We start from the raw sequence: 26,473 nt of genomic DNA, 5'->3' as shown, positions 1-26,473 counted from the left end.
CGGGCCGCCTCCCGGAGAACGGTCCTGTGCCCGAGCAAGGTTACGTGGAGGCCGGACAGCCCCAGAGCCCTCGATCGGCGCACGGAACCCGTGCCCGCGCGCGACCGGATCCCGCGGCGGGCCGGGGACCGGATACGCCCCACCCCCTCGTCCGACGTCTCAGCCGCGCTCACGGAGGTACGCCTCCAGCTCCGCGGCCCCGGTGAGCATCGCCCGCCCACGGGCGGAGAGTTGGCCGTGCCAGTCGGACAGAGTGGCCTCCAGCGGCTCCAGGCCGCCCGCCGCCCGCACCTGGGTGATCAGCGGGGCGATCTGCTCCAGCAGGTAGCCACCACGTCTGAGCTGGTGGGCCAGCCGGGCGTCCCGCACGTCGGCCTCGTCGTAGACGCGGTAGCCGGTCAGCCGGTCGCGGCGCGGGCGCACCAGCCCCGCACGCTCCCAGGCGCGCAGCGTCGCCGGCCGGATCCCGAGCCTGCCTGCCAGCGGGCCGATGAACGTACCGCCGGGCCCGGAGGCGACCGCGTCGGGCCCGGACGTATCGGCGGACTCCAGGTCGCGCAGGGCGTTCTCCACGGCTCGGAGCGTCAGCCGGTCCTCCAGCAGCTGGGCATGGCTCTCGTCGATCAGACGGAACGCCTCGTCGGCCGCGCCCTGGTTCACGGCCCGCATGACCGACGTCGCCGTCCGGTGGCCGTGGCCTGGCACCAACGCGAGGAACGCCGCCAGGGCCTGCGCGTGCAGCGGGGTGTAGGTGCGGTACCCGTGGGGTGTGCGACCGGCGGCCGGAAGGATGCCCCATGGCCAGGACACGCTGCTCGACCTGCGCAACGAGCTCTTCCGGCAGCTCGTCGAGCAGGAGGGCTACCGCACGATCGCGATCGAGAGCGACTGCGTGAAGGGCCTGGCCGTGGACGCCTACGTCACCTCGGGCACGGGCACCCTCGACGAGGTCATGGCCCATGGATTCAGCCACGGCTGGGGAGCCCTCGCGGCCAACCGCGAGCTCGTGAGCTGGATGCGTGCCCACAACGAGGGCCGACCCGCCTCCGAGCGGCTCCGATTCGCCGGTTTCGACGGCCCGCTGGAGATCACCGGCGCCGAGAGCCCCAGGCAGGCCCTCACCGCACTCCACGACTACCTTTCCGCCTGGGTGGACGCGGACCTGCTCCCCTGCACCGGGGAAACGCTGGACCGTCTGCTCGGCGCCGACGACCGGTGGACCCAACCCGCCGCGATGACCGATCCGGCCCGGTCCGTAGGCCGGTCGGCCGAAGCCGCTCGACTGCGGCTGCTCACCGACGACCTGGTGGCGCTGCTCGACGCCTGGACGCCGCACCTGATCACGGCGACCCCGCAGGAGGACCGGGACCGGGCATGCCTGCACGCGCGCACCGCGACCGGTCTGCTGCGCTACCACCACGGGATGGCCGACACCTCGCCGGCCCGGATGACCCGGCTGGTGACTGTGCGGGACCAGATGATGGCCCACAACCTCCTCGCGGTCGCCGCCCGGGGCCCGGCACTCGTCCATGCGCACAACTCCCATCTCCAGCGGGAGAAGAGCACCATGCGGATGGGCGGGGTGCCGCTGGAGTGGTGGGGCGCCGGTGCGCTGGTGAGCGCCCGGCTGGGCGACGAGTACGCCTTCGTGGGCACCGCCCTGGGCACGATCCGGCACGAAGGAGTGGACACTCCGCAGCCGGACACCGTCGAAGGACACCTGTACGCGCTCCCGGGGGACCGCTGCCTCGTCGACGCCTCGCGGCTGGCCGCCGCCCTCGGCGGCAAGCGGCTCGCACACCGGGTGTCCCCCTGGTACGGCTACGCCCCACTCGACCCGGCCCACCTCGCAGACAGTGACGGCCTCGTGTTCGTCCAGGACGTCCCGCGGAGCCGGGCCGCCGGGTGAGCCCGGCCCGATCCGGAGGAGAGCCCTCTTGTCGCCCGGCGCCCGGGGGTGCGGCACAGGGGACGGCCGTGCCCTCGGGACGTCCGCGCCGCGACACCGGCCCTGGCCGGCCCGGCGACTCGACCGTCCGGCCCGGATCTGGGTCGCGCGTCGGCCGGGGGAGCCCTTCCCAGGTCACAGGACAGCCACATCCGCACGAGGCTCCCGGTCGGCCGCACATGATGGACCTCTCAACACACCACGCTCTTGGGGTACTTCATGCACACCCGCACCACCACGGCCGTCGTCGCGGCCGTCCTGCTCCTCACCGCCCTCACCGCCTGCGGCAGCGAGACCCCGGACGGCGAGCCGGGCGGCCCGGCCACCCTCAGCGAGGAACAGCTCGCCGAGGCCCGCGCGGCGACCGGGCTGCCCGACACCACGCCGGAACAGGAGGCCGCGTTCGTCGCGGCGCTCGACTCGATCGACAAGGACATCGCCCACGGAGAGGCGGAGAAGGCGGTCAGTCGAGGCAGGAGCCAGTGCCAGACCATCCACAACTGGCCCGACGACGAGGAGAAGCAGGTGGACCAGGCCCGTCAGCGGTTCACCAGCCCGAAGCACCCCGAGGGCCGTGCGGAGACGACCGCCGCGAGGATCAACGCGGCGGCGCTCGCGCACCTGTGCCCCGACTTCTGAGTGCTGTCGGGTACGCGTCCGCCGACGGACCGGACGGTCCGGTCCCGCCGCGGATGATCTCGGCCACGGCGGCCGGGGTGCGAGCGACGCGTCGCGTCGTGACCCCGGCCGGGCCGCTCACGGTGGTCTGCCCGCGGCGGCTCCATGTCAGCTGCATATACCGATCGCCGGTATATAGTGCCGCTCATGACTGAACGCCCCCTGCAGGAGCCGACGTTACTCCTCATCACCGCTCTCGCCGACGCACCGCGGCACGGATACGCCCTGATCCAGGAGGTCGCCGCCATATCCGGCGGCCGGGTGCGCCTGAGGGCGGGCACGCTCTACGGAGCCCTGGACCGCCTGCTGGGGCAGGGGATCGTGAAGGTCGAACGGGAAGAGGTCGTCGACAGCAGGCTGCGCCGTACGTACGCGCTGACGGACGCCGGGTACGAGGTGCTCGCCGCCGAGGCGGACCGGCTGCGGACGACCGTACGGGAGGCCGAGCGCCGCATCGGGCTGGGCCGTCCGGGCTCGACGCTCCGCCCCGCACAGGACGGAGCGGGCGCATGACGGGGAACAGGTCCGAGTCCGCCGAGGGCCGCTCGCCCCGGCCGGGCGGCGTGGTGCGGCTGTACCCGACGGCCTACCGCCGACAGCACGGCGCGGAGATAGCCGCGACCCTGGCGGACATCGCCGACGCCGAGGGCGGATGGGGCGCACGGCGCGAGACGGCAGCCGTCGCCGGACACGCGCTGCGCATGCGTACGGGCCTGGACTCGGCAAGGCCGACGGGGCGAGCGCTGGCCGGGCTGGCCCCGTACGTCGTCGCCGTGGCGGCCTCGCTCTCGGCCGCGCTGCTGGTGGTGTGGCCGCTCGAACCGCAGGCATGGGACGGCGAGCGCACCTACACACCGCTCGCGTACGCCCCCTGGCTCGCGGTGCTCGGATGCCTGATCGCGGGCCGCTGGGCATGGGCCCGGATCGGCGCCGCCGCGGCCCTGGCCGGTGCCGCTCTGTCCGTGCCGCTCGCCCTCTGGTCGGGCGGCCGGGAGGGGCTGTCGCAGAACCTGCCGACGGTGCTCGGTCTCGCGGCGGCCGCCACGGCGGTGCTGGCCGCCCCGCCGGACCTGCCGCCGACCGCGCCGCGCGCCCGTCGCAACGCCACGCTGACCGCCCTCGCACTCGGGGTGCCCCTGCTGGTGGCCTCGACCACCGTCTTCCAGGCGGTCGCGGGCCCGGGGGCCGTGGAGTCCGCCCGTCCGGAACCGGTACGCGTCCTCCTGCAGTTCGCCCCGCTCGTCCTGGCCTTTCCGGCCGCTCTCGGACTGGCCCGGTCCCGTCACGGAGGGGCCGTCGCGACGGTGGTGGTCGCCGCCGCGTGCGCCCTGGTGTACGAGTACGGGCTGCTGGCATCCGTCCCCTACGACGCGGGGATGCTGATCGGGAAGGCCGGCTTCCTCACCGGCCTGGCCGCCCTCCTCATCCGTCTCGCCCTGCGGCTGCGTGCCACCCGTGAGCGCACCCGGGCCTCATGAACCGCGTCCGGGACGACGAGGGGCGAAGAGAGCCCGCGCACCAACACGGGCGTCAGCCGAGGGTGATCCGGCGGAACCGCCCGAGCGCGAGCAGCATGAACGCCCCGGTGATCAGGCACGCGCAGAACACCGCGTACGGCAGCGCGTGCACGACCGGCCACGCGTCGCCCGCAGGGACACCGCCCGGTGGCGGGTTGGCGAAGAGCTGCCGCACCGCGGTCGCGGTGGCGGAGACGGGATTCCACTCCGCCACCGTGCGCAGCGGACCCGGCATGGTCTGTGTCGACACGAACGCCGAGGAGACGAACGTGACGGGGAACAGCCAGATCAGCCCCGCGCTCTGCGCCACCTCGACGCTGCGGGCCAGCAGTCCGATCGCCGCGCCGACCCAGGACATGGCGAAGGCGAACAGCAGGATCAGCGCGTAGGCGAGCAGTGCGTCCGCAGGGGACCCGGCGATCCGCCAGCCCACCAGCAGCCCGCACAGCGAGGTGACGGCGAGGGTCACCGCACTCATCGTCAGGTCGGACAACGTCCGGCCCAAAAGTACGGCCATCGCGGGCATCGGCAGCGACCGGAAGCGGTCGACGATCCCCTTGTCCATGTCGCCGGCCAGGCCCAGCGCGGTGAACGCCGCGTTGAAGGTGACGGCCTGGGCGAAGATCCCGCCCATCAGGAACGTCCGGTACCCGGCCCCGCCGAGGCTCCCGCCGAAGACGTAGGCCAGCAGCAGGACGAACATCACCGGCTGCACCAAGGCCGCGATGACGGAGCCGGGGGTGCGGCGCAGGTTGAGCAGATTGCGCCAGGCGATGAGGGAGGAGTCGCGTCCCAGCCGCCGGACGGCGATCACCGGCCACCTCCCTGGGCGCCGGCCGAGGCCGGCTGCCCCGTGAGGGCGAGGAAGGCGTCGTCGAGGGTCGGCTGTGCCAGCACGACGTCCCGCACCGCGATGTCCGCCAGCCGCAGACAGCCCAGGGCGTATTCCAGGGTCTGGGCGCCGTGGTCCGTCGTCACCGTGAAACGCCCGGTCCGCGGCTCCAGTTCGGGGCGGTGGGCGCCGAGGGAGGACAGGATGTCGGCGGCGGCCGGACGCGCCCACGTCTGCGCGACCGTCAGCGAGAGACGCTCGCCGCCGACCCGGGCCTTGAGCTCGGACGCGGAGCCGTGGGCGACCACCCTGCCGTGCTCGATGACGACGACGGAGTCGGCCAACTGGTCCGCCTCCTCCAGGTACTGGGTCGTCAGCAGCACCGTCGTGCCCTGGGCCACCAGCTCCCTGACGGCACGCCAGGTATCCGCCCGGCCGCGGGGATCGAGCCCGGTGGTGGGCTCGTCCAGGACGACGACGGGAGGCCGCGCCACCAGTGCACCGGCCAGATCGAGCCGTCGGCGCATCCCGCCCGAATAGGTGCCACTCGGCCGGTCCGCCGCCTCCTCCAGGTCGAACCCGGCCAGCAGCTCCCCGGCACGGACGCGCGCGGCACGCCGCCCGAGGCCGTAGAGCCGGGCGACCAGGTAGAGGTTCTCCCGGCCGGTGAGCTTCTCGTCGACCGCCGCGTACTGGCCGGAGAGACCCAGGTCGCGGCGTACGCCCTCGGGGTCCGCCAGCACGTCGTGCCCGGCCATCCAGGCCCGTCCGCCGTCCGGGCGCAGCAGCGTCGTGAGGACGCGCACCGTGGTGGTCTTGCCCGCACCGTTGGGCCCGAGGACGCCCAGCACGGTGCCGGGGGCCGCTTCGAGGTCCACGCCCGCCAGCGCCCGCTTGCTCCCGAATCTCTTGGTGAGCCCTTCGGCGCGTATGGCCGGGCCGGACTGCGGCTTGCTCATGGGTGCCTCTCCTGGCGTTCGTAGGGGCGGGCCGGTGGTGCTCAGGCGGCACGCACGCGGGCGCTCCTGGGCGTGATGTCGGTCCAGTTCGACTCGACGTACTCCAGGCAGGCACCGTGTCCGGCCGGGCCGAACACCTCCTCCCAGCCGGCCGGTACGGCGGCGAACGACGGCCACAGCGCGTGCTGTCCCTCGTCGTTGACCAGGACACGGTGCTCGGTCCGCGGGTCGTCGAACGGATTGGTCATGAGAGATCTCCTTGTGCGATGTGATGGGTGGCGCGCAGGGCGGCCGACACGGTGGTGCCGATCTGCTCCCGCGCGGCGGGGCTCATCATCTGGGCGTGCGCGCACGCCACGTCGTGGTTCTCGATGTGTCCCTCGATGTACGGGGCCCACAGACCGAGCGGGAAGGTGTCGCGCGAACGGCCCTCGGTGGCGGTGAAGAACAGCACCGGACCGTGGAACGTGCGCGGGGTGTAGGCCCGCATCAGCCGGGCCTGACCGGCGAAGTTGTCCACCATCACGTCGATGGTGGCCGGTTCCAGCGAGCCGAGCGGACTGCCGACGCGGCGGAACTCCTCCCGTACGGAGGCCGCTTCGACCTTCTCCGCCCCCGCCAGGGCCTCGCCGCCGACTCCCAGGTTGTCCAGCAGTGCCCGGAACACGGTGTCGCGGCCGGCGCTGTCCAGGTCGTCCAGCGGGGCGAGGGGGAAGGCGTCCAGGATCGTCAGAAGGGCCACCCGCTCGCCCGCCTCCTGGAGCTGGACGGCCGCCTCCTGGACGACGTTGCCGCCGAAGGACCAGCCGAAGAGGTGGTACGGCCCGTGCGGCTGCACGCGCCGCAGCTCGGCCACGTAGAGCGCGGCCATGTCCTCGATGCTGTCCGGGAACGGCGCCGTGCCGTCCAGGTTCGGCGTCTGCAACCCGTACACCGGCTGGTCGTCGTCCAGATGCGGGAGCAGACCGCCGTACACCCAGGCCAGTCCGCCCGCCGGGTGCACACAGAACAGCGGCGGCCGGCTGCCGGTGGTGCGCAGCGGCAACAGCGTCGCCAGCGGGTCGTCCCGCACCCCGTCGAGGAGCCGTTCCGCCAGCGCCGCCACGGTCGGGGCCTCGAACAGGCTGCGGATGCTGGCGTCCACGCCGAGCGTGGCCCGGATACGGCCGATGAGCCGGGTGGCCAGCAGGGAGTGGCCGCCCAGGGCGAAGAAGTCGTCGTCGATCAGCACCTTGTCGACGCCCAGCACCTCCGCGAACAGGGTGCACAGCACGTCCTCGCGGGGATTGCGCGGACTGCGCCCGGCACCGGCCACCGAGACCACCGGCAAAGGCTCGGGCAGGGCCGCCCGGTCGAGCTTCCCGCTCGGTGTGAGCGGTATCCCGTCCACCGCCAGCCACCCGGACGGCACCATGTAAGCGGGCAGGTGCGCCGCCACGTGGTCGCGCAGCGCGGCGAGCAGAGCCGCGGTCCGTCCGTCCGGATCGGTGGCCCCGTAGGGCGGGCGCGTCACCACGTAGGCCGCGAGTGAGGCTCCCACGGGGCCGTCCCCGCGGGTCACCACCGCCGCGTGGACGACATCGGGGTGGGACTCCAGGACGGCCGTGATCTCGTCGGGCTCGACCCGGAAGCCGCGCACCTTCACCTGGCCGTCGGCGCGCCCGGCGAACTCCAGGGCACCGTCCGCCACGCGCACCGCCCGGTCGCCGGTGCGGTACATCCGCGCCCCGGCCGGGCCGTAAGGATCGGGGAGGAAGACGCGCGCGGTCTCGGCCGGCCGGCCGTGGTAGCCGAGCGCGGGACTGTCCCCGGCCAGGTACAGGTCACCGGTCACCCCGACCGGCACCGGCCGCAGCCGCGCGTCCAGCAGGTAGGCGCGGGTGCCACCGACAGGCGTGCCGAGCACCGGACGCGTGAAGTCCCGGACATCGGCCGTCAGGGTGTCGACCGTCGCCTCGGTCGGCCCGTAGAAGTTCAGGCACCGCACGCCGGCCTGCTCCCGCAAGGCGCTCCACAGCGAGGGCGGTACGGCCTCGCCGCCCAGGACCAGGACGGCCGGTGCGTCGGCGGGCGAGGCGAACAGGCCCGCATCCAGGAGCTGGCGGACGTGGGTGGGGGTGGACTCCAGGACGTCGAGACCGCGCGTGCGCACGGCCTCGGCCAGCGCCTCCGGGTCGCGCCGGGTGAGGTCGTCGAGCACATGGAGCCGGTGCCCGTCGATCATCCAGAGCACCGGGTCCCAGGCCGCGTCGAAGGACAGGGAGGCCGTCAGGGCGACCTGGAGCCGGGACCTCCCGGTCTCCCGCACCGCCGGGCCGAAGAGCCGGCGGCGGTGGTGGTCCAGCAGCCGGGCCAGTGAGCCGTGCCCGACGAGCACCCCCTTGGGGCGGCCGGTCGAACCCGAGGTGTGCAGCAGGTAGGCGGGGCTACCGGCACCGGGCCGGGCCGTCCCCTCGGGCAGCCGGGCGGTGGGAGCCGCGCCGAGATCCAGCCGGCGGTACCCGTCCGGCACCCGGGCGGCGGTCGCATCGGCGGTCAGGACCGCGCCGGGGCGGGCGTCCGCCAGCACGGCGTCGATCCGGCCCTGCGGCAGGGAGTCGTCGAGCGGCGCGTAGACCGCTCCGGCCTTCAGCACGCCGAGCAGCGCCGCGATCGAGTCGACGCTCCTCGGCAGCAGCACGGCCACCGGCTCACCGGCGCCGACACCCGCGTCTTCGAGGAGAGCGGCGATCCGGTCGGAGCGCTCGTCGAGTTCCGCGAAGGACACGCTGCCGTCCGGGGCCGTGACCGCGATGTCGCCGCTGCGCGCGGCGGCGACGGTCCGGGCGAACCGTTCCAGCACACCGGCGGGCTCCGGCCCGAGGCCGCCGCCGTCGCCGAGCGCCAGCAGCCGCCCGCGCTCCTCGGCACCGATCAGCGGCAGGTCCGACACCCGGGTACCGGGCTCGCGCACCGCGTGCGCGACGAGACGGCCGAACCACTCGGCGATCCGCTCCGCCGTGCCGGTGTCGAACAGGTCACGGCTGAACTCCAGCGTGCCTTCGAGTGCCGCCTCGCCGCCCCGGGGGCCGGGCCGCTCGGTGAAGGAGAAGGACAGATCGAACTTCGCGCTCCCGGTGTCGACACCCTCCACCCGGGCGTGCAGCCCCGGCAGGTCGAGCTGCGGCGGGCGGTGGTTGTTCAGGCCGAGCATGACCTGGAAGAGCGGGTGACGGGCCGGCGAGCGGGTCGGCCGGACCGCCTCCACGAGCCGTTCGAAGGGCAGCTCCTGGTGGGCGTACGCGGCCAGGTCGGTCTCCCTTACCCGGGCCAGCAGACCGTCGAAGGGCTCCTCGGCACGCACCTCGGTGCGCAGGGCGAGCGTGTTCACGAAGAAGCCGACGAGGGGGTCCAGCGCCTCGTCCGTGCGCCCGGCCACCGGTGTGCCGACGACGACGTCCGCGCCACCGCCGATCCGGTGCAGCAGAGCGGCCAGCGCACTGTGCAGCACCATGAAGGTGCTGGTGGCCGACGACCTCGCCAGGCGGGCCAGGTCCGCGGTGGTCTCCTCGGTCAGAGGCAGTGCGACGATGCCGCCTCGGCCACTGGAGGCGGTCGGCCGGGGCCGGTCCCGGGGCAGCGGCGTCTCCTCGGGAGCGCCCGCCAGCGCGGCCTGCCAGTAGGCCAGTTGGCCGGTCGCCAGCGAGGCGGGGTCCTCGGTGGAGCCCAGCAGGTCCTTCTGCCAGAGCGTGTAGTCCGCGTACTGGACGGGCAGCGGCGTCCAGCTCGGGGTCCGCCCGGCCGTCCGGGCCGCGTACGCGCCGGCCAGGTCCTGGGCCAGCGGACCCATCGACCAGCCGTCGGCCGCGATGTGATGCACCGTCACCAACAGGGTGTGCCGGTCGTCGGCGGTGCGGAACAGCGCCGCGCGCAGCGGCACCTCCCGCGCCAGGTCGAACGGGAGCGCCGCCGAGTCCCGCAGCGCCGCGTCCAGGGACGCGTCGTCCACCGGCGTGAGGGGCAGCGTGACGCGCGCGTCACCGGAAGCCGGCACGGCCTGATACGGCTCCCCGTCACTCTCCTTGATCAGCGTCCGCAGGCTCTCGTGCCGGGCCAGTACGTCGCCGAGCGCGAGGCGCAGCGCACGGTGGTCCAGGGCGCCACGCAGCCGTACGGCGAACGAGATGTGGTACGCCGCCGTCCCCGGGTCCAGCTCGTTGAGGAACCACAGGCGCCGCTGCGCCGGTGAGAGCGGCGGCCGGTCCGGCCGGACGGCCCGGCGCAGCGCGGGCCGCGCCGCAGCCGCCTCGCCCAGCCGCTCGGCCAACGCGGCCGGGGTGGTGGACTCGAAGAGGGCCCGCACCGGCAGCTCGACGCCGAACGCGGAACGGATCCGCCCCACCAGCCGGGTCGCCAGCAGCGAGTGGCCGCCGAGTTCGAAGAAGTCGTCGGCGCGGGAGACCTGCTCGTGGCCCAGGCTCTCCGCGAACAGGGCGCACAGGATCTCCTCGGGCGCGGAGCGGGGCGGATCGTCGAGCGCCGCCCCGGACGCGTCCTTGGGCGGCAGCGGCAGAGCAGCCAGGTCCACCTTTCCGTGGGACGTCAGCGGCAGCGCCGCGACCGGGACGATCGTGCCCGGCACCATGTGGGCGGGCAGCCGGTCGGCGACGAAGGCGCGGAGCGCGCGGACGGCGGGCTCGCGGCCGTCGGCGGGGACCACCCAGCCGACGAGCCGCCCCTCACCCGTGGCCCCGTGGCGCACGGCGACCGCCGACTGCGCGACGTCCGGGTGGTCGGCCAGCACGGTCTCGATCTCGCCGGTCTCCACCCGGAAGCCCCGCACCTTGATCTGCCCGTCGGCCCGCCCCACGTACTCCAGCCGCCCCTCCTTCCGCCGCACCAGGTCACCGGTGCGGTACATCCGGGCGCCCGGGGCGCCGTACGGGTCGGGCAGGAAGCGGGCGGCGGTCGCGGCCGGCCGGTTCTCGTAGCCACGGGCCAAGCCCGGTCCTGCCAGGTGCAGTTCGCCGACGGCGCCCGGGGCGACCGGCTGGAGACGCGCGTCGAGCACCCGGGCGCGGGTGCCGTTGACGGGGTGGCCCAGGTGCGGCCGGGAGCCCGGCACGATCCGGCCCATCACACTGTCGACGGTCGTCTCGGTGGGCCCGTAGAGGTTCCACACCGTGACGTCGTTCAGTGCGGAGAGCTCCCTCCACAGCGCGTCGTTGACCGCTTCCCCGCCGAGGGCCAGGACCCGGGGGCGCGGCCGCCCGGGGGCGAACAGCCCACAGGAGCGCAGCTGTTCCACGAAGGACGGGGTGGTCTCGACGACGTCGATCGCCCGCTCGTGCAGCAGCGCGGTGAGTGCCTCAGGGTCGCGGCGCGTCGCGTCGTCCACCAGGTGCAGTTCGTGTCCCGCGACCATCCAGAGCAGCGGGTCCCACGACGCGTCGAACGTCATCGCCGCGGTGAGCGCGACCCGCAGCGGAAGGCCGTTGTTGCCCGTCTCCGCGGGCTCCATCAGCCGCTCCCGGTGACCGGACAGCAGATTGGCCAGAGACCGGTGCTCCACGACGACACCCTTGGGCACCCCGGTGGAGCCGGAGGTGTACAGCACATAGGCGGCGTCCCGGCCGCGCGGCGGGGCAGGCAGCGGCCCGCGGGCGTCGCGCCACGGCGCGTCCCCGTCCAGGAGCAGCACGTCCGCCGTGCCGGGCAGCGCCGCACGGGTCCCGGCGGTGGCCAGCACCAGGCGGGGGGAGGCGGTGTCCAGGATCAGCTGGTTGCGGGCGCGCGGGTGCGACGGGTCGAGCGGGACGTACACCGCACCGGCGCGCAGTACGCCGAGCAGGGCCACGATGTGCAGCGAGGTACGCGGCAGCGCCACCGCCACCCGGTCGCCCCGGCCGATCCCGGCCTCCGCGAGCGCGGCGGCCAGCCGGTGGCCGAGGGCGAGCAACTCCCCGAAGGGGAGACGGCCGTCCGGTGCCACCACGGCGGTACGGCCCGGCTGGACGGCGGCACGGGTCTCCAGGACGTCCACCACGGTCCACTCCCCGTCGGGCCCGCCCGGCCGTGCCGACGAGGCGCCGGTGAGCGGCCTGGCGGTAGCGCGAGGGAGCTCGTCCAGGGCGGCGGCGCGCTGCTCGGGAGTCAGGAACCCGGCGTCCGCCACCGGCCGGTCCGGATCGGCGAGCAGGGCGGACAGCAGCCGGCAGAAGTGCTCGCAGAAACGCTCGGCCGTACCCCGGTCGAAGAGGTCCTCGCTGAACTCCAGCTCACCGCGGATCCCGGCCGGAGCGCCCCGGTCGTCGTGGTGCTCGACCAGATCCCAGGTCAGGTCGAACTTGGCACCGCTCCGCCCCACGGACGGCTCGTGACGGACGCTCAGGCCGTCGAACGCGGCCTCCGGCGGAGGGGTGTTGTTGAGGCTGAGCATCACCTGGAAGAGGGGATGGCGGGACAGCGACCTGGCCGGGGCCAACTCCTCGACGATCCGCTCGAAGGGGAGGTCCTGGTGGGCGTAGGCGGCGAGGTCGTCCCGTGCCACCCGCCGTACCAGCTCACGGAAGTCCGGTGCGCCGGACGTGTCGGTCCGCAGCACGAGGGTGTTGACGAAGAAGCCGACCAGATCGGTGAGGGCCTCGTCGGTCCGGCCCGCCACCGGGGTGCCGATCGCCATGTCGGGGCCCGCTCCCAGGCGTGACATCAACGCGGCCAGCGCCGCGTGCAGCACCATGAACCCGCTGGCCCCGCAGTCGCCCGCGAGCCGGACCAGCGCACGGTGGTCGGCGGCGCCGATCCGTACCGGCACGCTTCCGCCTCGTCCCGAGGGGCGGGCCGGACGCGGCCGGTCCGCCGGGAACACGGACTCCTCGGGCAGCCCCGCCAGGGAGCCCGCCCAGTGGGCGAGCTGGCGTCCGGCGAGGCTGCCGGGATCCTCGACGTCGCCGAGCAGCCGGCGCTGCCACAGGGCGTAGTCGGCGTACTGCACCGGCAGGGCGGTCCACTCCGGGGCCTCACCGGCGCGGCGGGCCGCGTAGGCGGTGGACAGGTCCCGCATCAGTGGTCCCATCGACCAGCCGTCAGCTGCTATGTGATGCAGCGTCACAACCAGCAGGTGGTCCTCGGGGCCGGCGGGGAAGAGCTGGATCCGCAGTGGAAGATTCCGGCCCAGATCGAAGGGGGCGGGATCCGGCCGCACCGGGTCCGCCGCTCCCATCACCCGCAGGGGCGGCCGCGTCGCGGCGGGCAGAATGCGCTGAACGGGCCCGTCCGGTCCCTCGCCCACCACCGTGCGCAGGCTCTCATGGCGTGCCACCAGGTCGGCCAGCGCGTGCGCCAGCGCGTCCCGGTCGAGCGCGCCACGCAGCCGCAGGGCCACCGGCAGGTGGTACGAGGTGCCGGTGTCACCCAGCGTCTGAAGCAGCCAGAGCCGCCGCTGACCGAACGAGAGCGGCAGCGGGTCCGGGCGCGGCCGCACCTCGGCCACGGCAGGGCGGGCCGGGGACGCCTCGGCGAGCGCGGCCACCAGCCCGGCCGGGGTGGGCGAGGCGAACAGCGCACGGATCGGCAGCTCCGCGCCGAACTCGCCCCGGATCCGGCCGATCAGCCGCATCGCCAGCAGCGAATGGCCGCCGAGCAGGAAGAAGTCGTCGTCCCGGCCCGCCCGGGGCAGGCTCAGGCACTCCGCGAAGACCGCGCACATCCGGGCCTCCTCCGGGGTGCGCGGCTCGGCCCCGCCGGAAGCCAGGGGTACCGCCTCCGGGAGCCCGGCGGTGTCCAGCTTGCCGTTGGGGGTGACCGGGAGGCGGGGCACGGTCGCCCACGCGGCCGGGACCATGTGGCCGGGCAGCACCTTCGCGAGTGCGTCCCGCACCTCGGCGTGACCGGGCGCGGCCTCCTTAGTCGCGGCCACCAGATAGGCTGCCAGCCGCTCCGGCCCGTCCTGGGGGGAGGCCAGGACGACCGCGGCGTCCGCCACCCCCGGCAGGGAACGCAGAGAGGCCTCGATCTCGCCGGTCTCCACCCGGAAGCCCCGGACCTTGATCTGCCGGTCGTTGCGGCCGAGGAACTCCAGCGTGTCGTCCTCGCTCCACCGGGCGAGGTCACCGGTCCGGTACATCCGGCCACCGGGACGTCCGAAGGGGTCCGGCATGAAGCGTTCCGCGGTCAGCCCCGGACGGCCCGCGTAGCCGCGGGCCAGTCCCTCGCCGGTGAGGTACAGCTCACCGACCGCGCCTTGCGGCAGCTGGTGCAGCGACGGGTCCAGGACGTAGGCGCCCGTGCCCGCGACCGGCCGCCCGATGACCGGTGAGCCCCCGGTGACCCGGGTGGTCACCGCGTCGACCGTGGTCTCCGTCGGCCCGTAGTAGTTGAAGACCAGCAGCCCGGGATCGTCGGCCAGCTCGTCCCACAGCGCGTCGTCCACGGCCTCGCCGCCCAGCGCGATGACCCGGGGGCGGTGCCGGGGATCGGTGAGCAGGCCCGCCGTCAGCATCTGGCGCAGATAGGTGGGGGTCGTCTCGACGGCGTCGATGCGCTGCTCGACGAGGAAGTCCACCAGGGCCTGCGGGTCCCTGCGCACGTCGTCGTCCACGATGTGCAGCTCATGGCCGGCGACCATCCACAGCACCGGGTCCCAGGAGGCGTCGAACGAGGTGGCCGCGCTCAGCGCGACCCGGAGCCGGCGGCCGAGAGCGGCCTCGGCCGGAGCGTGGGCCTCGTGACGGTGGTGTTCGAGCAGATTGCTCAGGGAGCGGTGTTCCACCACGACGCCCTTGGGCCTCCCCGTGGAACCGGACGTGTATATGACGTACGCCGCGTCCCCGGGCCCGGGCCGCACCGGTTCGCGCCGCTCCGTCTCCGCCGCCGCCCCGGCCGGGTCCACCAGACGCACCGTGGCCCCGGGGTCCATCGTCCGGGCGGACCGAGCCGTCGCGACGAGCGCGACCGGCCGGGAGTCCTCGATCATGAAGGCCAGCCGGTCGGCCGGGTAGGACGGATCGAGCGGGAGGTACGCGGCTCCCGTCCGCATCACCGCGAGCATCGCCACGACGAGATCGGTGGACCGGGGCAGGCCGACGGCGACCCTGCTGCCGGGCCGTGCCCCGCGGGCGGCGAGCACCCCGGCCAGCACGTCGACCTGCCGGTCGAGCTGGGCGAAGGTGAGCCGGGCGTCCGCGCAGACCACAGCGGTCCTGTCCGGAGTGGCGCGCGCCTGGAGGGCGAGTTGCTCGGGCAGCGGGAGAAGTGAGTCCCCGTCCCGTTCGGCCGGGGGCCGGGTGGCGCCCAGGCCGAGGACGCGGTGGTGCTCGTCGTCACCGACCAGGCGCAGCGAGCCGATGGTGCGGTACGGGTCGTCGGCGAAGGCATCGATCACGCGGCACAGGCGCGCGTGCTGGGCCGTCAGCTCCTGAGGGGTGTGGAGGCCGGGGTTGCCCAGCAGGTCCAGACGCATTCCGCCACCGGTGTAGGAGGCGTGGACGGCCACGGCCAGGTCCTCGACCGGGCCGATGGAGAGGTTGTGCAGTGTCGCGGGGCAGGGGCCGAAGCGGAGGGTGTCGTCGAAGGCAAGGATGTTGACGGACGGCCCGGTCAGCGGTGTCCGGCTCCCCGTCAGGCCGAGCTGGTGGCGAAGGCTCTCCGAAGGGTGGCGCTGGTGCCGCAGGACCTTACGGGCCACGGCGGAGGCACGCTTGGCCAGGTCGGCCACCCGGTCGGCGGGGGAGACCGCGAGACGCATCGGCAGCACGTTGCTGAGCATTCCGGGCGTGGCCCGTGCCAGGGCGGTCCGCCGGCCGGTGACCGGCAGCCCGAGGACGACCTCCGCGAGCCCCCGGTCCCGGTGCTGACAGACCGCCAGGGCCGCCATGAAGAACGTCGGCCAGCCCGTGCCGGCCCGCTTGGCCGCCGCCCGCAGCCGCGCGGTCTCCTCGGCGGTGAACTCCCGCCGCACGGACCGGGCGCCGTACGTGGCGGGCCCGGTCCTCACGGGCGGGGCGGTGGGGGCCGGGGCCCCGGCGAGATGGTCCGTCCAGAACGCACGGTCCGCGTCGTGCTGGTGGGAGGCGCGGTAGGCGTCCTCCTCCGCTACGAGGGCGGCGAGCGGGGCGACGGGCCCCGACGGCGGGGCGGCTGAGGGGGAGTCGCAGAGGGCGGTGTACACCTCGGCGATCCGGGCGAGCGTGAGCACCGCACCGTAGCCGTCGAGCGCCAGGTGATGCACCTGCTGGTGGAAGAGGTGGTGGGTCTCGGAGAGGCGGTAGAGCGTCATCCGGACCAGCGGGCCGGTGCCGAGATCCACGGGCTCCGACAGAAACCGCTCCATACGCCGCACGGCCTCGGTGTGCGGATCCTCGTGTTCCGACAGATCCACCAGCGGCACGTCGACGTGGGCGCGCTCGTGGACGCGCTGGAAGGGGACGCCGTCCCGCTCACCGAAGGTACTGCGCAGCGCCTCCGTCTCGGCCACGGTGTGGCCGACCGCCCGGCGTAGCGCACCGGGTCGCAGGTGTCCCCGGATATCGGCGTACTCCGCCACGTTGTAGGACGGGTCCGCCGGATCGAGTCGCTGGGCGAACCAGAGCCCCCGCTGAGCGGACGTCAGACGCAGGGTGTCCGGCGGGGTCCCGTTGTGCGGTGCGTCGGTCACGCGATTTCACCTCGGTGGAAGACCTGCGGGAGCAACGGCCGGTCGGGCCGGTGCCGGAGGCAGGGCGGAACAGGACGGGTGGGCCCGGTGGGGGAGGAGGCTTGCGGCACGCGGAGGCGCGCGGCCCGGAGGCGGCGCGGTCCGGAGGCCGCGGACCGGTCCGTACACCGGCGTACGCGACCGGCCGGTGGGCGCAGCGGGGCGGCCCTTCGACCAGCGCGTCGCGATCGCGAACATCGTTCGTCGGCACTCCCGCGCACACTCACGTCCCTCCGGCCGGCAATCGGCTCTTCATCCGGGCTTCTCACATGAGTCGTTCGGAGGCACGGGTATCTCGGATTGGTCATGTGACGTACGCCACGAGGGTTCTGTCGCGGAAGGAGCTTCGCGGGCGCATACCAGGCAACTCGTCGACGCATCGGCGCCGGACACCCATCCGGGCGGGGCGCGGCACCGAACCACCTTCGTCCGCCTTTCTGTTCCGTACTGTCTGGAGAAGCCATGAACCTTGTCCCCACCGCTCTGCGCTGGGCGGTCGCGTCCGCCGCCGCGGGCACACTGCTGCTGACGGCCGCACCCGGCGCGGGCGCGGCGACCGCCCCTCAGACACCGCACCGCCAAGGGGAGTCGATACGCACCGTCGGCACGGACAGCCGGCCCACGACCGGTTGGGACGCCGGACCGCTGGGTGGCTATCGCGGGATCCAGGGCGGGAATCTCTGCCTGCTGGCGCGCTGCACGGTCGGTGACTCCGGACCGTGGGGACACAGCGGTCCGAGCAACACCCAGGGATTCAACCTCTGCCTGCTCGCCGCCTGCACCGTCCGTCCCTGAACGGCCCCCGGTCCGCCGCTCCGCTGCCCTTCCCGGGCACCGGAGCGGTGTCCGGCGCAGGCAGGTCGGCTGCGGGGCCGACGGGATTCGAACCCGCGGACAGGGAGGGGCAGACCCGCCCGTTCCCCGTCAGTCGGCGTGAGCGGGGCCTCGCCCGCACCGATCGCAATGGGCCGCTCTGCCACGGCCCCGCAGCCTGCGGGTACCGCGCGGTCCCGCTTCCGCCAGGGTAGGGCCGGTGTCCCGTGCCGGGCGAGCTCCTCACCACGGGCGGGATACACGGGCCGGTGCCTCGTGGACCAGGGGCGCCGGACGGGACGGGACCCGCCGACGGGCGCCCCGCCGCCGCGGGTACGGTCATGCTGGGCGCGCGTCCCCGACGGCGCGAACCACCGTGCCCCGACGGCGAGTAGGAGTATCTGATGACGGTCGACGATGCCGAGTTCCGCAAGAAGGTGCGGGCGGACATTCCGCACTCCGCGCGGGTCTGGAACGCCTGGCTGGGCGGTAAGGACAACTATCCGGTGGACCGGGAGCTGGCCGACGCGGTGACGGCCGCGTACCCGCAGACCGCCGAACTCGCGCAGGCGTCACGCGCGTTCCAGGCCCGCGCGGTGCGTCATCTCGCCGGGCTGGGGGTGCGTCAGTTCCTGGACGTGGGCACCGGACTGCCGGTGGAGAACAGCACCCACGAGGTCGCCCAGAACGTCGCGCCGGACGCCCGCATCGTCTACGTCGACAACGACCCCATCGTCCTGGTCCACGCCGCGGCGCTGCTGACCAGCACCCCGGAGGGCAGGACGGCCTACGTGGACGGCGATCTGTCCGACACGGACGCCGTCGTGGACGAAGCGGCCAAGACCCTGGACCTGTCCCAGCCCGTGGCCGTCCTGCTGCTGTCGACCCTGGGGCATCTCGTTCCGTCCGAGGGGATCAGGGTCGTCCAGCAGTACATGGCCCGGATGCCCTCAGGCAGTTACCTGGTGCTCTGCGACACGGTGAAGACTCCCCAGACACTCGCCGCGCAGGAAGCGTACGACTCCGGGGACAACCCGCCCTACCTGGTGCGTGAGCCCGAGGAGATCACCGGATGCGCCGAGGGCCTGGAACTGCTGGAGCCGGGCTTCGTGTCCATCCCGTCCTGGCGGCCGGACGAGGAGAACCCCACCCTCGTCGACCAGTGGGGGCTCGTGGCCCGCAAATCGTGAACGGGCCGGGCTACGCCGGGTCGGTCTGCTGGAGGTAACAGGCGGCCCCGGTGCGTCGAGCCTCGGCCACGGCGGCGAGGCGGTCGAAGGAACCGGGGCTCATGTTTTTCTGCCACTCCCGGAGGGAGCGCACGGCGGCCTCGCTGTGGCCCCCCAGGGTGCAGGACGGTGCGGCCGATCCGCTCGCGGGTGACCCGGCCGCCGTCGAGGACCGGTCCCACCTTGAGGGCGGGCCAGTCCGTCCGCTCCGTCAGGAAGTGCACGCCGAGGAGCAGGCCGGTCTCCTCCAGGCCCTCGCGGACCGCGCAGTCCCACGGCGTCTCGCCGGGGTCCGTGTTGCCGCCCGGCCACTGCCACAGGCCCGGGTCGTGGGCCGCGCGCAGCTGGATCGGAACCCCGAGCCGGATGGAGGTAGAGGGCGGGGCGCCCGCCGGTGTCGGCGGGCCGCTCGGGCGGTCTCCCGACCCTTCACGCCGGGGGAAGCTGCTGACGCACCCACGCGGAATCGGGGTTGACGTGCGGCTCGCCCGCCACGACGACGGTCGGCACGGTCTCGTCGCCGCCGGTGGCCGCCCTCACCACCGCCGCACCGGCCGGGTCACGCCAGATGTCGACCCAGTGGGCCCGACGGGCACCACGGCCCAACCGGATGCGCAGCCGCAGGCAGTACTTGCACCCGGCCCGCCAGAAGACGACCGGTCGGCCGTCGACCGCGCTACGGCGTTGTGCCTCCAGCGCACCGATCGCCTTCGGGAACATCAGCGGTGAGTTCCAGACCGCGAGCAGTACGAACACCAGCAAAAGCGCCGCCGCTGCCACCGGGCTCCCTCGAAGGAGCTGACCGGCCGCTACGGCTGAGCCGCAGAGCACCGACAGCATCGGCAGAATCCACGCGCGTGTCATGGTGGGCCAGGGTACCGACGAACCGAGGCGACGGCGGCGGTGCCCCGCGAATGGACCCGTGGGTGATGACGACGGCTTCCCGCTTCCGGGAACGCCGCCTCACCGAGGGTGTTCGCCGGCTCCCGAGCTCTCCCTCCCTCCGGGCGTCGGCTCCGTTCCGGGTGTCGACCACCCGGCTCCTGCGTCCGCCCGTGCCGCCTTTCCTTCCCACGCTCGGTTCGGCCGCCGCTCCCGCCCGCGGAGGCCCGGGCGCTCAGGGCTGCTCGTGGCCGGTGAACACGGCGATCAGGCCGTGGGGCGCGTCCTCTCCGAAGAGGAGCTCGTGGAGCTGTGCGCCATCGGTGGCGGCCTCCGCGCTGCGGGGGAACATGGCCTCCTCGTACGCGGTGAGCGCGGCCTCGATGTCGTCGGGGTGCGTGGCGATGAGCCTGCCGAGTTCGGCGCCGTCGAGCATGGCCAGGTTGGCGCCTTCGCCGTTCGGTGCCGAGAGGTGGGCGGCGTCGCCGAGCAGGGTCACCCCCGGCACCCGGTCCCACCGATGCCCGGTCGGCAGGGCGTGGAGGGGGCGCAGGACCGGTGTGGTCTCTCCGTCCGTGATCAGGGCGGTCAGCTCCGGCGCCCAGCCGTCGAACTCCTGGGCGATCCGGGTGGCGGCCGCGGCGGCATCGGTGAAGTCGACGGCGGCGAACCAGTCCTGCGACTCGGAGAGTGCCACATAGGTGTGCAGCGTCCCGCCGCTCTCCCGGTGGGCCTGGATCCCCTTGCCCGGCGCGAGCGCGAACAGCGACCCGCCGCCGACCGCCTTCGCGGCTGCCGGATGCCGGGTGTCGCCGTCGAGCAGGTAGGTCTCGACGAACGATCGGCCGGTGTACTCCGGTACGGCGTCGGAGAGGAGCGGCCGGACCCGTGACCACGCGCCGTCCGCACCGACCAACAGGCTCGTGACCACCGTGGAGTCGTCGGCGAAGGTCACCTCGTGGCGGCCCCCGCCCAGGGCGCGGACGCCGCTGACCTTGTGGCCCCACCGGACGGTGCCGGCCGGGAGCGATTCGAGCAGGATCCGCCGCAGCTCACCCCGCAGCACCTCGGGGCGCCCACGCGCGCTGTCGTCGTCGAAGAGGACGGTCCCGTCCGTCGCGAGGACGCGCGTCGCCTCCCGGCCCTCCAGGACGAGGCCGCGGAACTCGTCCATGAGGCCGGCCGCACGCAGGGCCGGCTGGCCGTTCTCCTCGTGGATGTCGAGCATCCCGCCCTGTGCGCGCGCCGTTGCGGAGGCCTCCGCCTCGTAGACCGTCGCCCGGATGCCGTGGACGTGGAGGACGCGGGCCAGGATGAGCCCGCCGAGGCCGGCGCCGATGATCGTGACGTCAGTGGTCATGGTGGTTCCTTTCGTGTCGCACTCCCGCCGGAGAACGCACGGCAGGAGTCTGGAACGTTGTTCCACCACCAGACTGGAACGGCGTTCCAGGGATGTCAAGCTGGAACGCCGTTCCAGGCGTGTGTCAGAATGTGCGCATGGCAACCAGGGCGCGTCGGCCGGAGCGACGGGAGGAGCCGCTCTCCCGTGAGCGCATCGTCGGGGCCGCGATCGAGCTTCTCGACACGGCGGGCGAGCGCGGACTCACGTTCCGTGCGCTGGCGGAGCGCCTCGCCACCGGACCCGGCGCGCTCTACTGGCACATCGCGGGCAAGGGTGAACTCCTCGATGCGGCCACCGACGCCGTGGTCGTCGGCGCCTTGACGGCAGGCCCCGCCGACGCGGCACCGAGGGAGGCGACGCGTGCCCTCGCGCTCGGCGTGTTCGACGCGGTCGAGGCTCACCCGTGGGTCGGTGCGCAATTCGCCCGTGCTCCGTGGCGGTCGCCGATGCTGCGGGTCTTCGAGCGTCTCGGACGTCAGGTCCGGGCGATCGGTGTGCCCGAAGCCGCACAGTTCACCGCCGTGTCCGCGTTGCTGAACTACATCCTCGGGGTGGCCGGACAGAACGCGGCCAACGCCCGCGCGCACCAGGAGCGCCGGCCGGACACGGGCCGGGCCCAGTTCCTCGGCGCCGTCTCCGCCTCCTGGGCGGAGCTCGATCCCGACGCCTACGCGTTCACCCGGAACGTCGCGGAGCAGCTGCGCGATCACGACGACCGGGAGGAGTTCCTCGCCGGCATCGACTTCATCCTCACGGGGATCGCGGTCCGCCACGGGCCGAGCGAAACGGCGCCGTCGTAACCGGCTCGTCCGGTACGGGTCCTGCCGCCGTTCCGGCCCGTGCGGCCGGTGGCCCGGAGGGCTCGTGCTCGCTCGCGTCCGGCCTCGCGGCGGCCCTCGGTCCCCGCTCGACCATGCTCAGTGCCACCCCGGCGACGATGACGGCGCCCCCCACTGCCTGGGCCGGCCGGACCGACTCGCCGTTGATCAAGACGGCGCCGATGACACCGAAGGCCGGAACCGGGTTGAGGATGTTCACGGCGACGCTCGACGGCATCCTGCGCAGCCCGTAGTTGTAGAGCAGGAAACCGCCGACCGAGCACGCCACGGCCAGGTAGCCCAGGGGACACGAGGCGGTCGCACCCGGCATCCGCCAGTCGCCCGCCTCCAGCAGGGAGGCGAGGAGGAACCCGGCCGCACCCGCCAGAGTCTGGTAGTAGGTGACGCTCATGGCCTCCCGGCCGGCGCTCGCGGGCTTGCCGAGCACGTTGTACCCGGCCCAGGCCGGCCCGCCGACGAGCAGCCGGACGTCCCCCGTCCACCGTGAACTCCCTCCGAACTGGGCCCCGTTGCGTACGACGAGGAAGGCCCCCGGGGTGGCCGGCGGTACCCCGTCACGCGCGGGAGAGGCATCCGGGCGGCCAGCTCCAGCAGCATCGTCATGAGCGGGTACGTGGCCACGATCAGGGACGCGTCGGACGCCGTGGACAGGTCGACGCCGACGTTCTCCAGGACGAAGTAGACGGTGATCCCGAGAAAACCGCTCAGGTGGAGCTGCCTTTGCCGGTGCGCGTCCGGCCGGGCCGTACGCCGCCGGTTCAGCCGGACGGCCACGCCGAGGAGCAAGGCGGCCAAGGTGAATCGGAATTCGGTAGAGTGAGGCGAGCATGGACGAACTTGATTCGGCGTTGGTGCGCATGCTCCAGGAGGGCGGTCGGCGCACCAACCGGGACAAGGCCCAGGTGCTCGGCATCGCCCCGTCCACCTGTCTGGAGCGGATCCGGTCGCTGCGCGAGCGCGGAGTCCTGACGGGGTTTCACGCGGAGGCGGACCTCGCGGCCGTCGGCCGCGGGCTCCAGACCCCGTCCCAGACCTCCGTCCTCAGCCGGCTGGACAAGGACGGCGTGTCGTCGGTCGGTGGCCGGGCGGCCGCCGAGCGCTTCCGGCACCAGTCGGTGGCCGCCACCGGCGGTGTCCTGGTCGAGCGCGGCCTCGTCTCCCGCCGCCCCGACCCCGGGGACGGCCGCCGCCAGCTCGTCTTCGTCACCGACAGCGGCCACGCCTTCCTGGAGGACCGCCGCCTGGCCACCGCCCTCGGGCAGCCCGTCGTGGGCGCCTGATCGACCTCTTCGGGCCCCGCCGCCTGTTCCTGGCCGGGACGGCGCTGACCGGCGTCGCCGGGGTCGTCGGGGTCGTCGGCATGCTCGCCCCCGACCTCGGCGTACTCGTCGTCGCGCGGGTGCCGCTCGGCTTCGGTACCTGCTCCGGCTGTCCGGCGGCCATGTACCTCATGCGCAGCGAGGCCCGGCGCACAGGCAAGGAGAGCCCGGCGGGTGTCCTCACCGCCCTCGCCGTCACCACCCGGACCATCGCCGTCATCGGACCCAGCCTCGGCGGCCTGCTGTTCGGAGTCGGCGGCCGGCGCGCGACCCCGGCCGTCAACATCCCCCTCGCGGCAGCCGGCCTGTATCCCGGCACCCGCCGCACGAGGTGTTTTCACCCGCGCGGCAGACGCACGGCCGGTGACCTGGCGGGCCGGTCCTCGTTGGTCCGGTGTCCGGATCGGACAGCGAGCGAGTGGGGATCTGATGGTGACGACGTTCCGACAGGCGCGCCTCGAAGCAGGCGCGTTGGCACTGTGCACCGTGGCGCTCGTCGGCGCCCTGACCGCCTGCGGCGGCGACGACGGTGCCACCGACGCGAAGCCGCCCGCCGCGGCTCCGGTGACCTCCGCGACGCCCCCGGGCGCACCCACGGGGCCGCCCTCCCCGGCGGATCCGGCCGCGGCGGGCCGGGCGGCGGCGCTGGAGGTGTACTCCGCGATGTGGACGGAGCGGACGAAGGCCTACCGGCAGGCGACCTCTGAGGGCACGGACCTCGAGCGGTACGCGGCGCTCGACGCGTTGCGCGGGTTCGAGCGGGACCTGGCCCGGATGAAGGAGAACGACACGGTGTTCCGGGGCGAACTCCGGCACGCGCCCGAGGTGACCGTGCTCCGTGCCGACGCGCGGCCGCCGACGGCGACGGTCGAGGACTGCGTGGACCTGTCGCGGTGGCGGGTCCTGGACACGACGACCGGCTGGCCGATCCCGCTGCCGAGCGGTCAGCCACTGAGGCAGGCGGCGACGGCGACCGTCGAGCGGGGGGACGGCGGACGGTGGATGGTCACCGAGTACACCGCGGACACCACCCGGTCGTGCTGACCCCTTCGCCTCCGGGCCGCGGTGGTCCCCGGCGGACCACCGCGGTTCCGGCCGGTGTGTCACGGGCGGGTCCGGACCACGGAGGCGGACCGGCATCGGTCAGTGAGCCGACAGGCTCCTCACGGCGACGGAGCAGCGGCCCGGTCCGAAGCCGCGCCCCGCGTAACCTCTTCCCGTGCCTGAACCCCGCCAGCATCGCGTCGCCGTCCTCGTGCTCGAGGGTGCGAAGCCGCTCGATGTCGGAATCCCCGCGCAGGTCTTCACGACCCGCGCGAGCATGCCGTACGAGGTACGGGTGTGCGGGGCGGCACCCGGCCCCGTGACCGGCGGCGACGGCCTCGCCTACCACGTCGCCCACGGCCTCGACGCCCTCGCGTGGGCCGACATCGTCTTCGTCCCCGGCTACCGGTTCCCGGACCGCGACGACCCGCCGCAGGCCGTCGTCGCGGCACTGATCGCCGCCCACGACCGGGGCGCGCGGCTCGCCGCCATCTCGACGGGCGCCTTCGCCCTCGCCGCCACGGGCCTGCTCGACGGACGGCGCGCCACGACGCACTGGCACTACACGCGGGCACTCGCGGCCAGGCACCCGCTCGTCCGGGTCGACGAGAACGTGCTGTTCGTCGACGAGGGCAGCGTGCTCACCTCGGCCGGCGCCGCCTCCGGCATCGACCTGTGCCTGCACATCCTGCGCGGCGACCTCGGAGTGGCCGCGTCCAACCATGCGGCCCGGCGTCTGGTCGCGGCCCCCTACCGCAGCGGCGGCCAGGCGCAGTACGTGCCCCGCAGCGTTCCCGAGCCGCTCGGCGAGCGATTCGCCGCCACTCGCGAATGGGCGCTGCACCGGCTCGGTGAGCCCCTCACCCTCGACACACTGGCGCGGCAGGCAGGGGTCTCGCCGCGCACGTTCTCCCGGCGCTTCGTCGAGGAGACCGGCTGCACGCCGATGCAGTGGGTGATGCGCGCCCGCATCGACCTGGCCCGCGAACTGCTCGAGCGCTCGCAGCGCGGCGTGGAACAGATCGCCGCCGACATCGGGCTCGGCACCGGCGCGAACCTCCGCCTGCACTTCCAGCGCATCCTCGGCACCACACCGAGCGAGTACCGGCGCACCTTCACCCGGGGCGAGTGACCCGCCCGGCACCGGGGCGGCGGGAGCCTCGCGGAACGAGGGTGGCGGGTCCTCTCGACCGCCGGTGGCGGGATCCTTTTGAACCGTGGCGATCCCGCCACTGTCAGGGGCGCCGGCCGCGGGCGAGCCTGGTGGGGAGAGGAAGGGACATCACTCATGACTCGCATCGCCATCAACGGATTCGGCCGCATCGGACGCAATGTGCTGCGCGCACTGCTGGAGCGCGACAGCACCCTGGAGGTCGTCGCCGTCAACGACCTGACGGAGCCCGCCGCTCTGGCCCGGCTTCTCGCCTACGACAGCACGGCCGGCCGACTCGGGCGCCCGGTGACCGTCGACGGGGACACCCTCGTCGTCGACGGCCGCCGGATCACGGTGCAGGCCGAGCGCGAACCGGCGCGGCTGCCGTGGGCCGAACTCGGCGTCGACATCGTCCTGGAAGCCACCGGCCGCTTCACCTCGGCCGAGGCCGCCCGGGCCCACATCGAGGCGGGCGCGAAGAAGGTGCTCGTCAGCGCGCCGTCGGACGGCGCCGATGTCACCCTCGCCTTCGGGGTCAACACCGACGCCTACGACCCTGCCGTGCACACGGTCGTCTCGAACGCCTCCTGCACCACCAACGCGCTCGCACCGCTGGCCGCGGTCCTCGACGAACTCGCCGGTGTCGAGCACGGTTTCATGACGACGGTGCACGCCTACACGCAGGAGCAGAACCTGCAGGACGGGCCGCACCGCGACGCCCGTCGTGCCCGGGCCGCGGGTGTCAACATCGTGCCGACCACGACCGGCGCCGCCAAGGCGATCGGCCTGGTGCTGCCGAACCTCGACGGCAAGCTGTCGGGCGACTCGATCCGCGTACCGGTGCCGGTGGGCTCGATCGTCGAACTCAACACGACCGTCGCCCGCGACGTGACGCGCGACGACGTGCTGGCGGCGTACCGCGCCGCGGCGGAGGGCCCGCTCGCCGGCATCCTCGAGTACTCGGACGATCCGCTCGTGTCGTCCGACATCACGGGCAACCCCGCCTCGGCGATCTTCGACTCGGCGCTCACCCGCGTCCACGGCCGCCACGTCAAGGTGGTCGCGTGGTACGACAACGAGTGGGGCTTCTCGAACCGAGTGATCGACACGCTCGAACTCCTCGCCACCCGCTGACCGGACACCGGGACGGTGCCCGGGCCCGCCTCCCCGCCCACGGCACCGGCCG

General features: G+C 73.9%; 20 protein-coding genes, 1 tRNA gene and 1 pseudogene. 12 read left to right on the top strand and 10 right to left on the bottom strand.

Going from position 1 to position 26,473, the window contains the following annotated elements; genetic code table 11:
* Window positions 1-159 precede the first annotated feature (159 nt).
* Window positions 160-810 carry a TioE family transcriptional regulator gene (locus SACTE_RS00865; RefSeq protein WP_014044131.1) on the bottom strand — a complete coding sequence of 217 codons (651 nt, stop codon included), beginning with the start codon at window positions 808-810 and terminating at the stop codon, window positions 160-162.
* Between SACTE_RS00865 and SACTE_RS00860 the strand changes: the two genes are divergently transcribed.
* From SACTE_RS00860 to SACTE_RS00845, 4 genes are all read left to right on the top strand, one after another.
* Window positions 791-1,909 (top strand): erythromycin esterase family protein, encoded by a 1,119-nt coding sequence (locus SACTE_RS00860; protein ID WP_019992964.1) that lies wholly within the window; start codon window positions 791-793, stop codon window positions 1,907-1,909. The genes SACTE_RS00865 and SACTE_RS00860 overlap by 20 nt on opposite strands.
* Window positions 1,910-2,167: 258 nt before the next feature.
* On the top strand, window positions 2,168-2,587 hold the full coding sequence (locus tag SACTE_RS00855) for a DUF732 domain-containing protein (protein ID WP_014044129.1): 420 nt from the start codon (window positions 2,168-2,170) through the stop codon (window positions 2,585-2,587).
* A gap of 186 nt (window positions 2,588-2,773) precedes the next feature.
* Window positions 2,774-3,139: a PadR family transcriptional regulator gene (locus SACTE_RS00850; protein ID WP_014044128.1), complete on the top strand. Its 366-nt coding sequence runs from the start codon at window positions 2,774-2,776 to the stop codon at window positions 3,137-3,139.
* Window positions 3,136-4,104 carry a hypothetical protein gene (locus SACTE_RS00845; protein ID WP_014044127.1) on the top strand — a complete coding sequence of 323 codons (969 nt, stop codon included), beginning with the start codon at window positions 3,136-3,138 and terminating at the stop codon, window positions 4,102-4,104. The genes SACTE_RS00850 and SACTE_RS00845 overlap by 4 nt, the downstream gene beginning before the upstream one ends.
* Window positions 4,105-4,156: 52 nt before the next feature.
* On the opposite strand, the gene SACTE_RS00840 is transcribed toward SACTE_RS00845, so the two are convergent.
* Genes SACTE_RS00840 through SACTE_RS00825 form a run of 4 tightly spaced genes read right to left on the bottom strand, consistent with a single transcriptional unit; the run spans window position 4,157 to window position 16,567 of the window.
* A complete protein-coding gene (locus SACTE_RS00840; RefSeq protein ID WP_014044126.1) occupies window positions 4,157-4,957 on the bottom strand; it encodes an ABC transporter permease in 801 nt (266 codons plus the stop codon).
* Window positions 4,954-5,934 carry a daunorubicin resistance protein DrrA family ABC transporter ATP-binding protein gene (locus SACTE_RS00835; RefSeq protein ID WP_014044125.1) on the bottom strand — a complete coding sequence of 327 codons (981 nt, stop codon included), beginning with the start codon at window positions 5,932-5,934 and terminating at the stop codon, window positions 4,954-4,956. The genes SACTE_RS00840 and SACTE_RS00835 overlap by 4 nt, the downstream gene beginning before the upstream one ends.
* A gap of 41 nt (window positions 5,935-5,975) precedes the next feature.
* Window positions 5,976-6,182 (bottom strand): MbtH family protein, encoded by a 207-nt coding sequence (locus SACTE_RS00830; RefSeq protein ID WP_014044124.1) that lies wholly within the window; start codon window positions 6,180-6,182, stop codon window positions 5,976-5,978.
* Window positions 6,179-16,567 carry a non-ribosomal peptide synthetase gene (locus tag SACTE_RS00825; protein ID WP_014044123.1) on the bottom strand — a complete coding sequence of 3,463 codons (10,389 nt, stop codon included), beginning with the start codon at window positions 16,565-16,567 and terminating at the stop codon, window positions 6,179-6,181. Before SACTE_RS00825 ends, SACTE_RS00830 begins: the two co-directional genes overlap by 4 nt.
* Before the next feature lie 501 nt (window positions 16,568-17,068).
* Between SACTE_RS00825 and SACTE_RS00820 the strand changes: the two genes are divergently transcribed.
* Window positions 17,069-17,401 carry a hypothetical protein gene (locus SACTE_RS00820; protein WP_014044122.1) on the top strand — a complete coding sequence of 111 codons (333 nt, stop codon included), beginning with the start codon at window positions 17,069-17,071 and terminating at the stop codon, window positions 17,399-17,401.
* A 72-nt stretch (window positions 17,402-17,473) separates the two neighbouring features.
* Here the strand turns inward: SACTE_RS00820 and SACTE_RS34220 are convergent.
* A tRNA-OTHER gene (locus SACTE_RS34220) sits at window positions 17,474-17,592 on the bottom strand.
* Between the two features lie 231 nt (window positions 17,593-17,823).
* Between SACTE_RS34220 and SACTE_RS00815 the strand changes: the two genes are divergently transcribed.
* Window positions 17,824-18,609: an SAM-dependent methyltransferase gene (locus SACTE_RS00815; protein WP_014044121.1), complete on the top strand. Its 786-nt coding sequence runs from the start codon at window positions 17,824-17,826 to the stop codon at window positions 18,607-18,609.
* A gap of 468 nt (window positions 18,610-19,077) precedes the next feature.
* On the opposite strand, the gene SACTE_RS00810 is transcribed toward SACTE_RS00815, so the two are convergent.
* The gene (locus SACTE_RS00810) at window positions 19,078-19,512 is read right to left on the bottom strand and encodes a glutaredoxin domain-containing protein (RefSeq protein WP_014044119.1); all 435 of its coding nucleotides are present in this window, start codon (window positions 19,510-19,512) and stop codon (window positions 19,078-19,080) included.
* A gap of 253 nt (window positions 19,513-19,765) precedes the next feature.
* Window positions 19,766-20,890 carry an NAD(P)/FAD-dependent oxidoreductase gene (locus SACTE_RS00805; protein WP_014044118.1) on the bottom strand — a complete coding sequence of 375 codons (1,125 nt, stop codon included), beginning with the start codon at window positions 20,888-20,890 and terminating at the stop codon, window positions 19,766-19,768.
* Window positions 20,891-21,027: 137 nt separating this feature from the next.
* Here SACTE_RS00805 and SACTE_RS00800 point away from each other — a divergent pair, with 137 nt between their 5' ends.
* A complete protein-coding gene (locus tag SACTE_RS00800; RefSeq protein WP_014044117.1) occupies window positions 21,028-21,732 on the top strand; it encodes a TetR/AcrR family transcriptional regulator in 705 nt (234 codons plus the stop codon).
* Here SACTE_RS00800 and SACTE_RS34780 read toward each other — a convergent pair.
* Together SACTE_RS34780 and SACTE_RS34775 are read right to left on the bottom strand one after the other, a co-directional pair.
* Window positions 21,683-22,198, bottom strand: coding sequence for a DMT family transporter (locus SACTE_RS34780; RefSeq protein ID WP_014044116.1), 516 nt, complete (start codon window positions 22,196-22,198; stop codon window positions 21,683-21,685). The genes SACTE_RS00800 and SACTE_RS34780 overlap by 50 nt on opposite strands.
* Window positions 22,159-22,545, bottom strand: coding sequence for a DMT family transporter (locus SACTE_RS34775; protein ID WP_232793466.1), 387 nt, complete (start codon window positions 22,543-22,545; stop codon window positions 22,159-22,161). The genes SACTE_RS34780 and SACTE_RS34775 overlap by 40 nt, the downstream gene beginning before the upstream one ends.
* A gap of 53 nt (window positions 22,546-22,598) precedes the next feature.
* On the opposite strand from SACTE_RS34775, the gene SACTE_RS34770 reads away from it, so the two are divergent.
* From SACTE_RS34770 to gap, 5 genes and pseudogenes are all read left to right on the top strand, one after another.
* The gene (locus SACTE_RS34770) at window positions 22,599-23,051 is read left to right on the top strand and encodes an AsnC family transcriptional regulator (protein WP_014044115.1); all 453 of its coding nucleotides are present in this window, start codon (window positions 22,599-22,601) and stop codon (window positions 23,049-23,051) included.
* A pseudogene (locus SACTE_RS34210) lies at window positions 23,048-23,335 on the top strand (MFS transporter); the annotation flags it as partial. The gene SACTE_RS34770 and the pseudogene SACTE_RS34210, both read left to right, overlap by 4 nt.
* A 184-nt stretch (window positions 23,336-23,519) precedes the next feature.
* Window positions 23,520-24,134 (top strand): hypothetical protein, encoded by a 615-nt coding sequence (locus SACTE_RS00785; RefSeq protein WP_014044114.1) that lies wholly within the window; start codon window positions 23,520-23,522, stop codon window positions 24,132-24,134.
* Window positions 24,135-24,309: 175 nt separating this feature from the next.
* Window positions 24,310-25,266 carry a helix-turn-helix domain-containing protein gene (locus tag SACTE_RS00780; protein ID WP_014044113.1) on the top strand — a complete coding sequence of 319 codons (957 nt, stop codon included), beginning with the start codon at window positions 24,310-24,312 and terminating at the stop codon, window positions 25,264-25,266.
* A 156-nt stretch (window positions 25,267-25,422) separates the two neighbouring features.
* Window positions 25,423-26,421, top strand: coding sequence for a type I glyceraldehyde-3-phosphate dehydrogenase (gene gap, locus SACTE_RS00775; protein WP_014044112.1), 999 nt, complete (start codon window positions 25,423-25,425; stop codon window positions 26,419-26,421).
* Window positions 26,422-26,473: the final 52 nt, after the last annotated feature.

The organism is Streptomyces sp. SirexAA-E (assembly GCF_000177195.2).
GTDB classification, from domain to species: domain Bacteria; phylum Actinomycetota; class Actinomycetes; order Streptomycetales; family Streptomycetaceae; genus Streptomyces; species Streptomyces flavovirens.
Note: the sequence above shows the minus strand (reverse complement) of the source record. Positions and strands in the feature narration are given on the sequence as shown.

Bases quoted from the DNA above. Each gene is read 5' to 3' on its own strand.
- SACTE_RS00860 (WP_019992964.1), top strand. From the start codon at position 791: ATGCCCCATGGCCAGGACACGCTGCTCGACCTGCGCAACGAGCTCTTC.
- SACTE_RS00855 (WP_014044129.1), top strand. From the start codon at position 2,168: ATGCACACCCGCACCACCACGGCCGTCGTCGCGGCCGTCCTGCTCCTC.
- SACTE_RS00850 (WP_014044128.1), top strand. From the start codon at position 2,774: ATGACTGAACGCCCCCTGCAGGAGCCGACGTTACTCCTCATCACCGCT.
- SACTE_RS00845 (WP_014044127.1), top strand. From the start codon at position 3,136: ATGACGGGGAACAGGTCCGAGTCCGCCGAGGGCCGCTCGCCCCGGCCG.
- SACTE_RS00835 (WP_014044125.1), bottom strand. From the start codon at position 5,934: ATGAGCAAGCCGCAGTCCGGCCCGGCCATACGCGCCGAAGGGCTCACC.
- SACTE_RS00830 (WP_014044124.1), bottom strand. From the start codon at position 6,182: ATGACCAATCCGTTCGACGACCCGCGGACCGAGCACCGTGTCCTGGTC.
- SACTE_RS00820 (WP_014044122.1), top strand. From the start codon at position 17,069: ATGAACCTTGTCCCCACCGCTCTGCGCTGGGCGGTCGCGTCCGCCGCC.
- SACTE_RS00815 (WP_014044121.1), top strand. From the start codon at position 17,824: ATGACGGTCGACGATGCCGAGTTCCGCAAGAAGGTGCGGGCGGACATT.
- SACTE_RS00810 (WP_014044119.1), bottom strand. From the start codon at position 19,512: ATGACACGCGCGTGGATTCTGCCGATGCTGTCGGTGCTCTGCGGCTCA.
- SACTE_RS00805 (WP_014044118.1), bottom strand. From the start codon at position 20,890: ATGACCACTGACGTCACGATCATCGGCGCCGGCCTCGGCGGGCTCATC.
- SACTE_RS00800 (WP_014044117.1), top strand. From the start codon at position 21,028: ATGGCAACCAGGGCGCGTCGGCCGGAGCGACGGGAGGAGCCGCTCTCC.
- SACTE_RS34770 (WP_014044115.1), top strand. From the start codon at position 22,599: ATGGACGAACTTGATTCGGCGTTGGTGCGCATGCTCCAGGAGGGCGGT.
- SACTE_RS00785 (WP_014044114.1), top strand. From the start codon at position 23,520: ATGGTGACGACGTTCCGACAGGCGCGCCTCGAAGCAGGCGCGTTGGCA.
- gap (WP_014044112.1), top strand. From the start codon at position 25,423: ATGACTCGCATCGCCATCAACGGATTCGGCCGCATCGGACGCAATGTG.